9 protein-coding genes and 1 tRNA gene are annotated in these 12,876 nt (G+C 69.3%); 4 read left to right on the top strand and 6 right to left on the bottom strand.

Annotated features, from left to right (window positions below; all coding sequences use genetic code 11):
- Positions 1-81 precede the first annotated feature (81 nt).
- Positions 82-1,212, top strand: coding sequence for an aminotransferase class V-fold PLP-dependent enzyme (locus DR046_RS11905; RefSeq protein ID WP_370816211.1), 1,131 nt, complete (start codon positions 82-84; stop codon positions 1,210-1,212).
- Positions 1,213-1,261: 49 nt separating this feature from the next.
- Here the strand turns inward: DR046_RS11905 and DR046_RS11900 are convergent, their stop codons facing one another.
- From DR046_RS11900 to DR046_RS11885, 4 genes are all read right to left on the bottom strand, one after another.
- Entirely contained in the window at positions 1,262-2,434 is a 1,173-nt protein-coding gene (locus DR046_RS11900) for an FAD-dependent monooxygenase (protein WP_115382614.1), read from the bottom strand.
- A 210-nt stretch (positions 2,435-2,644) separates the two neighbouring features.
- Positions 2,645-3,874: a glycerophosphodiester phosphodiesterase family protein gene (locus tag DR046_RS11895; protein ID WP_115382613.1), complete on the bottom strand. Its 1,230-nt coding sequence runs from the start codon at positions 3,872-3,874 to the stop codon at positions 2,645-2,647.
- A gap of 91 nt (positions 3,875-3,965) precedes the next feature.
- Positions 3,966-5,654 (bottom strand): mechanosensitive ion channel family protein, encoded by a 1,689-nt coding sequence (locus DR046_RS11890; protein ID WP_115382612.1) that lies wholly within the window; start codon positions 5,652-5,654, stop codon positions 3,966-3,968.
- Positions 5,655-5,714: 60 nt separating this feature from the next.
- Positions 5,715-6,092, bottom strand: a complete 378-nt coding sequence (locus DR046_RS11885; protein ID WP_115382611.1) for an SUF system Fe-S cluster assembly protein — start codon at positions 6,090-6,092, stop codon at positions 5,715-5,717.
- A gap of 302 nt (positions 6,093-6,394) precedes the next feature.
- Between DR046_RS11885 and tgt the strand changes: the two genes are divergently transcribed.
- Entirely contained in the window at positions 6,395-7,525 is a 1,131-nt protein-coding gene (gene tgt, locus DR046_RS11880; protein WP_115382610.1) for a tRNA guanosine(34) transglycosylase Tgt, read from the top strand.
- Between the two features lie 51 nt (positions 7,526-7,576).
- On the opposite strand, the gene DR046_RS11875 is transcribed toward tgt, so the two are convergent.
- Complete coding sequence (locus tag DR046_RS11875) at positions 7,577-8,563, bottom strand: hypothetical protein (protein ID WP_115382609.1); 987 nt, start codon at positions 8,561-8,563, stop codon at positions 7,577-7,579.
- A gap of 297 nt (positions 8,564-8,860) precedes the next feature.
- On the opposite strand from DR046_RS11875, the gene lon reads away from it, so the two are divergent.
- Positions 8,861-11,260: an endopeptidase La gene (lon, locus tag DR046_RS11870; RefSeq protein WP_115382608.1), complete on the top strand. Its 2,400-nt coding sequence runs from the start codon at positions 8,861-8,863 to the stop codon at positions 11,258-11,260.
- A gap of 79 nt (positions 11,261-11,339) precedes the next feature.
- Here the strand turns inward: lon and DR046_RS11865 are convergent, their stop codons facing one another.
- Positions 11,340-12,224, bottom strand: coding sequence for a 5'-methylthioadenosine/S-adenosylhomocysteine nucleosidase (locus tag DR046_RS11865; protein WP_115382607.1), 885 nt, complete (start codon positions 12,222-12,224; stop codon positions 11,340-11,342).
- A 121-nt stretch (positions 12,225-12,345) separates the two neighbouring features.
- On the opposite strand from DR046_RS11865, the gene DR046_RS11860 reads away from it, so the two are divergent.
- Positions 12,346-12,420: transfer RNA gene (locus tag DR046_RS11860), tRNA-Val, on the top strand.
- Positions 12,421-12,876 lie beyond the last annotated feature (456 nt).

The following is a 12,876-nucleotide window of genomic DNA, read 5'->3' as shown; positions in this document are numbered from 1 at the left end:
CGGCCGCGCCGCGCCCAGATAGGCTTTGCCGCGCGCCGTCGCCCGTGAAATGGTCCGCGGGCGACAGCGAGGAGGTTGATCATGGCGTTGCTCGACAATGTGGACCCGCAGGGGCTCGAGGAATTCTCGGTCGTCTTCACCGACCGCTCGCTCAACTCCATGAGCCAGGCGTTCCAGCAGGTGATGCGCGACCTGCATGCCGGGCTCTGCGAGGTCTACGGCGCCGATCACGCGGTGATCGTTCCAGGCGGGGGAACCTTCGGGATGGAGGCCGTCGCCCGTCAGTTCGGGCAGAGCGCCAGGGCGCTGGTCGTGCGCAACGGCTGGTTCAGCTATCGCTGGTCGCAGATCATGGAGGCGGGCGCCTTCACCGGCGGCGTGGAGGTGCTGAAGGCGCGTCAGGCGGGCAACGACACCCGGTCGCCCTTCGCGCCTGCGCCCATCGACGAGGTCACGGCGCGCATCCGCGAGACGAGGCCCGACATCGTCTTCGCCCCGCATGTCGAGACGTCGGCGGGCGTCATCCTGCCCGACGCCTATGTCGCCGCCCTGGCCGAGGCCGCGCATGAGGTCGGCGCGTTGATGGTGCTGGACTGCATCGCCTCGGGCTGCGTCTGGGTCGACATGAAGGCCACCGGCGTCGACGTCCTGATCTCCGCCCCGCAGAAGGGCTGGAGCGCCTCGCCCTGCGCGGGCCTCGTGATGCTGTCGGAGCGGGGGCGCGCGCGGCTGGCCGAGACGAAGTCGGACAGCTTCGCGATCGACCTGGGCAAGTGGTCGGCGATCATGGATGCCTATCTCGCGGGCGGCCATGCCTACCACGCGACGATGCCGACCGATGCGCTGCGCGCCTTCCGCGATACCCTGCTGGAGACGAGAGAGTACGGCTTCGCGCGCCTGAAGGAAGCGCAGTGGGAGCTCGGGACCCGCGTCCGCGCCATGCTGGCCGGGAAGGGGGTGCGGTCGGTCGCCGCCGAAGGCTTCGAGGCGCCCGGCGTCGTCGTCAGCTATGCGCCGTCGGAAGAGGTGAAGACCGGCAAGGCCTTCGCCGCCCATGGCATGCAGATCGCGGCGGGCGTGCCGCTGCAATGCGACGAGCCGGCGGATTTCGCGACCTTCCGGATCGGGCTTTTCGGGCTCGACAAGCTGAAGGACGTGGACGGCACGGTGGCGCGGCTGGGGCGGGTCGTGGATCGGGTCTTCCCCGCCTGACGCGCCTTCGTCCGGGGCGGATCGCGGCGGGCGCCGCGATCCCGCGACATCAGCTTCCCAACCCCATCCGCATCAGCGTGCGCCGGACCGGCGCGATGTCGTGGATGGTACGGATCCCTGCCGAGCGCAGGGCCTGCACCGGCGCTCCGCCAGCGATGGAGGTGCGGTTGAGCAGGTCGATGCCCGCCATCCGCGCCGCCATGTCGGGCCAGCGGCGGCGCTGGTAGGCGGCCAGCATCTCGGGCCCGCCGAGGGGGTGCCGTTCCGCCAGGTCGCGCAGCGCGGCGATGTCCTTGAGCGAGGTGTTCAGCCCCTGCGCGCCGATCGGCGGCATCGCGTGGGCGGCCTCGGCCGCGAGCGCCAGGCGCGGGGCGGTCAGCCGGTCGGCGAGGCGGCTCAGGATCGGCCAGCCGGCGCGGGGGCTCACGACCCGCAGCGGGCCCATGACCCCGGCGGAGCGGGCATTGGACTCTGCGGCGAAGGCGTCCTCGTCCAGCGCGAGGCGCCGGGCCTGCTCCGCGTCCTCGTCCATCCAGACGACGGCGGAGCGATGGGCGCCGTCGCGGTCGGGCAGGGGGACCAGGGTGAAGGGGCCGCCGCTCCGGTGGATCTCGGTGGAGACGTGGTCGTGCGGGACCTCGTGCGCCACCGCGAAGACCAGGGCGGTCTGGCCGTAGCGGACCGTCCGCGCGCCGATCCCGGCCAACTCGCGGAGCGGGCTGTCCCGCCCGTCGCAGGCCAGGACCAGCGCCGCGGTGAGCCGGGCGCCGTCCGACAGCGTGACCCGGGCGCCGGTCGAGCGGGTGAAGAGGCCGGAGACGCCGAGGCCGAACCGCGTCTGGACATTGGGCAGCGCCTCGACGCGGGCGAGCAGTTCGCGCCGCAGCAGCCAGTTGGGGAAATTCCAGCCGAAGCTCTCCTGCCCGATATCGCCGGCGGCGAAGTCGCGCGAGGCGACGGCGCCGGTCGAGGCGTCGACGATGCGCATGACGTCGAGCCGTGTGCCGTGGCCGGCCAGGCCGTCCCAGGCGCCTGCCCGCTCCAGCAGGCTGCGGGCCGGTTGCAGCAGGGCGGTGGTGCGCAGGTCGGCGCCGGGCGCGTCCTCGCCCGTGACCGGCGGCGCCGGATCGACCAGCGTGACGCGATGGCCCTCGGCGCCCAGCGCGCAGGCCGCGGCGAGCCCCGCAGGGCCTGCGCCGGAGATGAGAATATCGGTGTCCATGACGCGGACCTAGGGCATCTGCCGGGCGAGTGAAATGTTCCCGAGGTCGCAGGCCGGCCGCGCGACGGGATCGACCCGCTCCGCCCCTGCGGAGCCGCGGGCGGGGCCGTCTCCGAGGCCGGTCCGAGCCCCTGCGACCGGCCGAGCGGCGCCCCGAAACGGAACAGGCGGCCCCGGGGGGCCGCCTGCGAAGGACGAAGCTCCGGGGCCTCAGAGGCCCATGCAGTTCGCGTAGAAGGTCGTCGTGGCGGGCCAATCCGAGAAGACGCCTACGACGCCCACGTCCTGCGCCAGCGCGTCGAGCAGCTCGAAATAGTCGCCGTCGTTATCCGTCACCTCCTCGACCGACTGGAAGTACCAGCCGCCGCCATTCGCCAGCGGGCCGGAACGTTCCAGCGTCCAGGTGATGAGGCCGAGACCCGCGGCCCTGGCTTCCTCGGCATAGACCGAGGGAACGATCTCGCCGTCCTGCACCGTGACCAGCATCCACAGGGGCGGCGCGATGTAGTTCACGCCCATGTCGGCAAGTTCCTGCATCGTCGGTTCGAAGGTCGAGGCGTCCATCGGGTCGATCTCGCCCTCGTCCTCGTCCCACGCCTCGTAGCGGTCGTCGAGATAGACGGCTTGCGCGCCGAATTCGGGCTCGTTCTCGATCCAGTAGAGCACGTCGGAGAGGTCGAAGCTCTGCGCCCAGACGCGGCTCGGGTCGATTCCGGCGGCCTTGTACTCGTCGATCAGCTTCTGGGCATAGTCCTCTTGGCTGAAGCCGTCATGGGGCATCTCGACCGAGGGGCTCTTCAGCTCGGGGGTGAAGTCGGCGCCCAGCGCGTCGAACAGCGCGATTGACTCGGCATGGGTCATCAGCGTCGCCCCGTCCGCGTAGAGGTCGGTCCGCCAGTCGGCGGTGCCGCCCTGGTATTCCTCGGGCGTCGTGGCCGAGGCGTCGGCGGCGTCCATCTTGGGCGACAGCGTCCGGAACTCGGCCAGCGTGAGCTCCGAGGTGCGGCATTCGGCGGTGGCGTTCGTGTCGCCCGAGGCCGGCGTAAATGGGGTGACGCAGGTCTCGGCCAAGTCGGTCGTCAGGATGTTCGTCGTCGTGTGCAGGTCGTTCTGGGCGTGGCGGCAGACCAGCTCATGATCTTCGGTGAAGGTCACGTCGCATTCGAGGATGCCCGCGCCCATCTGCGCGGCGGCGACGTTCGCCTCGACCGTATGCTCGGGATACATCAGCGGCGCGCCGCGATGGCCGATCGAGAACTTCGTTCGGGCGGGCGCCTGGGCGAGGCAGGACTGCAGCTTCGACTTGAGCTCGCCCTCCTCCATCTTCGAAACGAGGAAGGCGGGGCGCGTGCCGTAGGTCAGCGCCTCGGCGGCGGCATGGGTCTCGGCCAGCACCGGCGCGGCGGTGCAGAGCAGGGCGGCAAGGGAGCGAAGGATCATCGCGGGTCTCCTGTTGTGGGATGCATTCCGGTCGCCCCGTCTCGTATCGCTCAGGTGACGATTGCGTGACGTTTGGGTTACCGCGCCCGCGTCAGGCGGCCTGGCCCGCCACCGCGTCGGGGAAGACCGGCAACTCGCCCTGCTTCTCGATCTCCACCGCGCGGGCGAGCAGCTTTTCGCGGACGGTGCAGGCGACCTCCCACGAGGTGTTGGGATCGGTGCAGGGCGTGAAGAACCAGACATCCATCCCGAACACATCCTGTTCGGCGACGCTGACCGAAGCCCCGTCGAGATCGTCGAGCTCGGAGCCGAGTTCGCTTTGCGACACTTCCTCGAGCACCTCCATGAAGGCCGCGCGCAGGCGTTCGACATCGGCGGTGGGCGCGAATTTCAGCTTCAGGATGCGGATCATGGGCGCCTCTTCCAGCGTCCAGTTCGAGAACCGCTCGGCCGCGAACTCCTTCACCGGCACGACGACGCGGGTGTTGTCCCAGTTCTTCAGCTGGATGAAGGTCATGTTGATTCGCTCCACGTGGCAGAGCTCGTCCTTGTAGACGATCCGGTCGCCGACCCGCGCCGACTGGTTCATCGCGATCTGCAGCGACGCCATGACGTTTCCCAGCACGTCGCGCGCCGCAAAGCCCAGGATCAGCGTCAGCGCCCCGGCCGACGCCAGCAGCGACAGGCCGATCCCGCGGAACACGTCCGCCGTCGACAGCACGACCGCCGTGCCGATCACGACGACGAGGACCAGAAGGATGCGCTTGGCGGCGTTCAGCTTGGTCGCGATGGACCGGGACCGGGCGTTTGGTGCATGCGTCAGGTCGGTATCCGGGCCGGGGCCGATCACGTGGTCGAGCAGGGTCTCGATCAGGTTCACGATCAGCAGCAGGACCGCGGAGACGTAGCCGATGGCGATGAGCGGGTCGAGGAAGACGTCGATCGTGCCGGAAAAGACGAACAGGTCCGCATTCACCCGGGCCACGAGCCCGGTGATCGCCGCGACGATCACGGGGGCGCGCAGGCTGAGGAGGATGTTTCCCGTCAGCGCTCGATCCGTCCGCCGGGCCAGAAGGTCGAACAGGCGCCGCAGCCCGATCGCCAGCGCCAGCGCCGCGACCAGCAGGAGCGGGACGCCCAGGACCTCCCACCACATCAGGTTCCAGAACGCCTCATCCCGCAGGCCGTCAGGCAGGCTGCTCTCGAAGAGGGACGGCCCATGCGCGGCGTGGAGCGCGGGGATGTCGGCGACGGTGGCACGGTCGAAGACCCAGGCGGCCTCGCCCTCCTCGCCCGCCGGCTTCACCCGCGAGAGACGGACGGCTGCCGGAACCGGGTCGAGGTCGATGTCGCGCAGCAGGATCGACCGGCGCGGCTCTCCGGCCTGCGCCTGGGTCGAGCCTCCGATGATCTGAAGGCCGTCGGGCCGGTCGTTGAGCGCGGTCCAGTCCAGGGCCACGTTGCGGGCCAGCACGGAATGAAGCTCTGCCGCAAGCAGGGGACCTTCCCGGCGTTGCTCCGCGACCGGGATATCCCCGAGGTCGAGCACATGGGCGGCGCGATCCCAGTCACGCGCCTCAGCGGCTTCGAGGAAGCTCTGCATCGCGCTGCGCGGGGTGCGGCGGTCGACATCGGGGCCGGGGGCGGGAAGGCCCTCGTTCAGCGCATCGATCTCGAACCAAGGGTCTTCCTGCGCGCGGGCGGGGCCGACCAGCGACAGCAAGGTGAGCACGCCGAGCAGGAGGAGCAGCGCGATGCGGTTTGGGAATGTCCGACCCATGCCGCAGGAACCCGCAGTAACGGGATCGGGTTCCCCCGGGGCCGCGGGCCGGCGGGGGCGTTACATGAAGCCGAGTTCCAGCCGCGCCTCGTCGGACATCATCTCCATGCCCCAGGGCGGCTCCCAGGTGAGGTCCACGTCGACGGTGCGCACGCCGGGCACGGCCGAGACGGCATCGGCGACCCAGCCCGGCATCTCGCCCGCGACGGGGCAGCCGGGCGCGGTCAGGGTCATGATCACGCGCACGTCATTCTCAGGATTGATGTCGATCGTGTAGACGAGGCCCAGGTCGAAGATGTTCACGGGGATCTCGGGGTCGAAGACGCCGCGACAGGCCTCGACGACCGGCTCGTGCAGTTCGTGTTCGGTGGTCGAGGGGGCGATGAGGGGCGTGCCCTCCATCGGACCGTCGCTGCGGGTCGAGGCATCGGCGCTCATGCGGGGCTCTCCGGTTTGGCAGGCTGCGGCGCGGGCCGCTTTGGCTGACCGAAAACATAAGGATTGGGCCGCGCGGGGTAAAGGGGGCGGGGGACCGTGGCGTACCCCCCTGTTCGGGGGAGTGCGCCACGGACCGGATCGGCATAGGGATGGGATCATTGAGCGACATCCATTTCCCCTCAGCGTGCCGGCGTTCCGGCGCCCCCGGGGGGCGCGGTGTGAGTGACGCGACCCCCACCCTCTTCTCCCGCTCGGCCCCGTCATGCTAGGGCGCCGCTCTCGCCCAGTGCCGGAGCCGCCCGATGACAGAGAGTTTCGCCTTCGCCCTCGACGCCACCGACGGGCGTGCCCGCACCGGCCGGATCGCCACGCCGCGCGGCACGATCCGCACGCCCGCCTTCATGCCGGTGGGCACGGCGGCGACGGTGAAGGGGATGCTGCCCGGCTCGGTCGCCGAGACCGGGGCGGACGTCCTGCTGGGCAACACCTATCACCTGATGCTGCGTCCGGGGGCGGAGCGGGTCGCCCGGCTGGGCGGGCTGCACCGCTTCATGAACTGGGACGGGCCGATCCTCACCGACTCGGGCGGGTTCCAGGTCATGAGCCTCGGTGCGCTGCGCAAGCTCGACCCGGACGGGGTGACGTTCCGCAGCCATATCGACGGCTCGAAGCACCGGCTGACGCCGGAACGGTCGATGGAGATCCAGCGCCTGCTCGGCTCGGACATCGTGATGGCCTTCGACGAATGCCCCGCGCTGCCCGCCGACCGCGACCGGATCGCGAGTTCGATGCGGCTGTCGATGGGCTGGGCCGCGCGGTCGCGCGACGCCTTCGGCGACCGGCCGGGCCATGCGCTGTTCGGCATCCAGCAGGGCGGGCTGGAAGAGGACCTGCGCGCCGAAAGCGCCGGGGCCCTGCGCGCCATCGGCTTCGAGGGCTATGCCGTGGGCGGGCTCGCCGTGGGCGAGGGACAGGAGGCGATGTTCGCCTGCCTCGACTACGCGCCGGAGCAGTTGCCCGCCGACCGGCCGCGCTACCTGATGGGGGTGGGCAAGCCCGACGACATCGTCGGCGCGGTGGCGCGCGGCATCGACATGATGGATTGCGTCCTGCCGACGCGCTCGGGCCGGACCGGGCAGGCCTGGACGCGGCGCGGGCAGGTCAACATCCGTAACGCCCGCCACGCCGACGATCCGCGCCCCCTCGACGGGGCCTGCGGCTGCCCGGCCTGCCGCGGCTATTCCCGCGCCTACCTGCACCACGTCAGCCGCGCCAAGGAGATGATCGCCGGCATGCTGCTGACCTGGCACAACCTTCACTACTACCAGGACCTCATGGCCGGCATGCGCGCCGCCATCGCCGAGGGGCGCTTTGTGGCCTGGGAGGCCGCGTTCCACGCCGCCCGCGCCGAGGGCGATATCGAGCCGGTGTGAGGTCGGACGACGCTCCCGCTGTCGCGGATCGCCCCGCCCGCCCTCCCGCGACTACCAGGAGATCATCGACGGCGCGCGGATCAGGAGCGCCCAGGTCCGTTGCGCGGCGACCTGCAGCAGGGCGAGCGACCTGCTGGCCGACATCTTCGGGCGCCGCCGCTTGCGGTCGAGCTCCTCGCGCAGCACGGCGAGCCGGTGCAGACCCGTCAGCGTGCCCGTCATCGGCTCGCCCAGGGTGCTGGCGCGCAGGAACTCGGCATAGTCCTCGGGCGCGCGGTCGAGCCAGGAGAGGAGGCGCTGCGCGGGCAAGCAGTCCTCGGTCTTGCGCGACAGCTCGACCCAGGTCGCATCCTCCCCGTCGGGGATCAGCAGAACCTGGTGGTAGCCCTGCGCGAAGGCCCGGCCGACGCCCGAGGATTCGCCCTGGAAGAGGTAGCGGTAGCCGCGGTTGGGCTCGATCTCGAGCATGGTGATGCAGACCGAATCCGTCTCTCCGTTGCCGCGGGCGTAGTCGAGATGGAAGGTGTCGGCATCCTCGCAATCCTGAACGCTGGCGCGCAGTAGCGGGTCCCAATGCTCGGACGGCCGCGTCGGCAGGGCCATGCGCCAGACCATCTGGTGGGGCAGGGGGATATGGATGCGCGCCGTGTCGACCTGCGTGATGCGCTGCGGCACCAGCCGGGCGAGCGGGCCATAGAGCCCGATCCAGATCGCCGCGCTGGCCGAGGGCAGGCAGAGCGCGTATTGCTGCGCTGTGCCGGGAAGGACCAGCGCCATTGCAGACAGGAGAAGCGAGGCCATTCCCGTGGTCTCGGCCGCGACCCGCCAGCCCCGCAGCGCCGGCACCGTGATCGTCCCGAGGATCAGCCCGCAGAGCATCAGGTAGAGCGCGAAGGACGCCGCCCCCGCGATCGTGAGCGCGCTAACCGGATCGTATCCTTCGCCGACGAGCGACAGGGCCCAGGCCGGCGTCGCGACCGCCAGAAGGGCGAAGGTGAGGCCGAACCGACGGGACTGGAGGCGGATGGTCTTGAGCATTTCGGGTCCAAGGGGATCGTCCCTCCGCCTTCGCAGCCAATCGGGGCAGGGATGGGGTCGGATCGGGGTATCTCGGGGGTCGATGCGGCGCGAAACTGAGGATTGGCCACCGGTCGGCGTCCTTCCCTCAGCGCCCCTTGCGCCGTCCGGGTGGGCCGGTCAGAGTGCGCTCGATCCGGCGGCCGCCGGCCCTGCGTTGACGCGGCGCGGCAGGGACCCCACTTGAGGGGACACAACCGGAAGGTCCGCTGGCTGCCGATTGCGGGGCCCGTGACCTTTGCGAAAGGAAAGATCGACATGACCGCCACTACCTATCCCGTCCTGCCGCTGCGCGACATCGTGGTGTTCCCGCACATGATCGTCCCGCTCTTCGTGGGTCGGGACCGCTCGGTCCGCGCCCTCGAGGAGGTGATGCAGGACGACAAGCAGATCCTGCTGTCGAGCCAGATCGACCCCGCCGTGGACGAGCCCGATGCCGAGGGCATCTACCGCGTCGGCGTGCTGGCCAACGTGCTGCAGCTGCTCAAGCTGCCCGACGGCACCGTGAAGGTGCTGGTCGAGGGCCGTCGCCGGGTGAAGATCGCGCGCTTCGTCGACAACGACCAGTTCTTCGAGGCCGAGGCCGAGGCCCTGGACGAGAGGCGGGGCGACGACGAGACGATCGAGGCGCTGATCCGGTCGGTCGCCGACGAGTTCCAGCGCTACGCCAAGGTCAAGAAGAACATCCCCGAAGAGGCGATGGGCGCCGTGGCCGAGGCGCAGGACCCGGCCAAGCTGGTCGACCTGGTGTCGGGCCATCTGGGCGTCGACGTGGGCGAGAAGCAGGCGTTGCTGGAGATGCTGGTCGTCAGCGAGCGGCTCGAGAAGGTGTTCGGCATGATGCAGGGCGAGATGAGCGTCCTGCAGGTCGAGAAGCGCATCAAGTCCCGCGTCAAGTCGCAGATGGAGCGGACGCAGCGCGAGTATTACCTCAACGAGCAGATGAAGGCGATCCAGAAGGAGCTGGGCGACGGCGAGGACGGCGAGGGCGAGGTCGCCGAGCTGGAGAAGCGCATCGCTGCGACCAAGCTTTCGAAGGAGGCCCGCGACAAGGCCGAGGGCGAGCTCAAGAAGCTCAAGAACATGTCGCCGATGTCGGCCGAGGCCACCGTCGTGCGCAACTATCTCGACTGGATGCTGTCGATCCCGTGGGACACGAAGTCCCGCGTCAAGAAGGATATCGGCAAGGCGCAGGAAATCCTCGACCGCGACCACTACGGTCTGGAGAAGGTTAAGGAGCGGATCGTCGAGTATCTCGCCGTGCAGGCGCGCTCGGCCAAGCTGAAGGGGCCGATCCTCTGCCTCGTCGGCCCTCCGGGCGTCGGCAAGACCAGCCTGGGCAAGTCGGTCGCCAAGGCCACGGGGCGCGAGTTCATCCGCATCTCGCTCGGAGGCGTGCGCGACGAATCCGAGATCCGCGGCCACCGGCGGACCTATATCGGCTCCATGCCCGGCAAGATCATCCAGGCGCTCAAGAAGGCGAAGACGTCCAACCCGCTCATCCTGCTCGACGAGATCGATAAGATGGGCCAGGACTTCCGCGGCGACCCGGCCTCGGCCATGCTGGAGGTGCTGGACCCGGAGCAGAACAACAGCTTCGTGGACCACTATCTTGAGGTCGAATACGACCTGTCGGACGTGATGTTCCTGACGACCTCCAACTCCTACAACATGCCCGGGCCGCTGCTCGACCGGATGGAGATCATCCCGCTGGCCGGCTACACCGAGGACGAGAAGGTCGAGATCGCCAAGCGGCACCTTCTGCCCAAGCAGATCAAGGATCACGGGCTGCGCAAGGCGGAGTTCTCGCTGAGCGACGGCGCCCTGACCGAGATGGTGCGCACCTATACCCGCGAGGCGGGGGTGCGGAACCTGGAGCGGGAGATCGCCAAGCTGGCGCGGAAGGCCGTGACGCAGATCGTCGGCAAGAAGGCCGAGGCGGTCGATATCACGGAGGACAATCTGGACGACTTCCTCGGCGTCAAGAAGTACCGCTACGGGCTGGCCGAGCTCGAGGATCAGGTCGGTGTCGTGACCGGACTGGCCTATACCAGCGTCGGCGGCGACCTGCTGCATATCGAGGCGATCAAGCTGCCCGGGAAGGGCCGCATGAAGACCACGGGCAAGCTGGGCGACGTGATGAAGGAGTCGATCGACGCGGCCTCGTCCTATGTCCGCTCGATCGCGCCGGAGATCGGGGTGAAGCCGCCGAAGTTCGACACGATGGACATCCACGTCCACGTGCCGGACGGGGCGACGCCTAAGGACGGGCCCTCGGCGGGTTTGGCGATGGTGACCTCCATCGTCTCGGCCCTCACCGGCATTCCGGTGCGCCGCGACATCGCGATGACCGGCGAGGTCTCGCTGCGCGGCAACGCCATGCCCATCGGCGGGCTGAAGGAGAAGCTGCTTGCCGCCCTGCGCGGCGGGATCACCACGGTGCTGATCCCCGAGGAGAACGAGAAGGACCTCGCGGAGCTTCCCGATACCGTCAAGGACGGGCTGGAGATCGTTCCGGTCAAGCACGTCTCGGAGGTGCTGGAGCGGGCGCTGGTGGCGAAGCCCGAGCCCATCGAATGGGACGAGGCGGCCGAAGAGGCCGCCGCCCTCGCCGCGCGCCAGCGCAGCGACGACGGGCGGGGCGCCGTGGCGCACTGATCCGCAGCCCCGTCGGCAGATCGGGCCGCGTCCCCCCGGGGCGCGGCCCTTTTCATGTCCGGCAAGCCGGAGCGCGCGCTTACTCCGCTGCGTAGGCGCCCAGGAAGGCCCGCACGACCGTCGCCGCGTTGCCCGCCGCGATGCCCATGAAGGTGCCCATCTCGTTGGCTTCGTCGCCCCCGCCGGCCAGATCCGACAGGGAGCGGAAGGCGATGAAGGGGACCTCGTTGGCGTAGGCGACATGGGCGACGGCGGCGCTCTCCATGTCGAGCACGCGGGCGTCGAACGTGTCGAAGGCCCACTCCCGCAGGTCCGCGTTGTCGACGAAGGCCGCGCCCGATACCCCGCTGCCGCCGACGACCACCCGGGGCGGCTCCGACAGGCAGGTGCCGTCCTCGGCGCAGGCGGGCAGGTCGAGCTCGGCCGCGACCGTCTCGGCGAGGGCCAGCAGGCCGGGATCGGTCTCGAACCAGAATTTCGTCTCGGGCTCCGCCGCGCGGGCGGACTGCACGGTCTGGTTGCGGACATGCATCATGCCGAAGGGCGGGAAGTCCGTGCTCATCCAGGGCGGGATGGCGAAGCCGTCCGCCGTCTCGCGCGCCATGATCACGTCGAGATACTGGCCCCAGCGGTCGGCCACGACCACGTCGCCGATGGAGAGGTCGGGATCGACCCCGCCCGCGATGCCCGAGAAGACGATCGCCTCGACCTCGTAGCGGTCGAGCAGCATCTGCGTCGTCATCGCCGCGTTGACCATGCTGATACCAGACAGGGCCAAAACGACGGGCTGCCCCTCCAGCGTGCCGGTGACGAAGCTGTTGCCATTGACGGTCTCGGTCTCGGCATCTGTGAGCCCCTCCTGCAGGGCGACCCATTCGGGCGCGAAGGCGGACATGACCACAAGGCGCGGCTCGGCTGAGGCAAGGCCGGGGAGCAGGCAGAGGGCGAGGGCGAGGGGGCGCATGGCAAGGCTCCTGTCGGTGAGTGCGATGCGGAGAGTGTGACACGGCCCGTGCCTGCGTCCAGAAGCGATGCGCATGGACTTGAACCCCTCTCGCGGACCGTCTAAGGACCGCGCACGGATCGGGTGATTAGCTCAGTGGTAGAGCGCTTCGTTCACATCGAAGATGTCGGGGGTTCAAATCCCTCATCACCCACCACCAGCCTTTCTTCAGTTTTATGAATGCGTTCGTGGCAATCTGCGAGGCTCGACGGAGAGGAGTCTAGCTATTTCCGTACAGGATTGTGGACCGGACGCGAGATAAGATGCCTTCTCCTCCCGTTTCCATGCCTCGGTGCTGGCTATGTGCCCTGGGGAGATGATCGGCTCGATCCACCGCTACGAGGGACCCAGGGGTCCAGACGACCATTAGACCCCATGATCGGGATGTGAGCTGACTGGGCCGGCGGCCTCTCCCGCGGCATTCTGCATTCGAGGGTTGCGCCGGATTGGCCGGCGCCGAGCCTCAAGAACGGGGGAGAGACCGCATGCAGGTGGTCTTGCCCCCGTTTCAGCGGACACTCAGGCGGTTGCGTTTTGAGCTTGGATGAACTCGCGTGGCGAGCGCATCTTCAGCCCTGAGTGCGGGTGGTTGTCGTTGTAGTCCTCGATCCAC

Origin of the sequence: Jannaschia formosa, assembly GCF_003340555.1 — a bacterium.
Lineage (GTDB): Bacteria > Pseudomonadota > Alphaproteobacteria > Rhodobacterales > Rhodobacteraceae > Jannaschia > Jannaschia formosa.
Note: the sequence above shows the minus strand (reverse complement) of the source record. Positions and strands in the feature narration are given on the sequence as shown.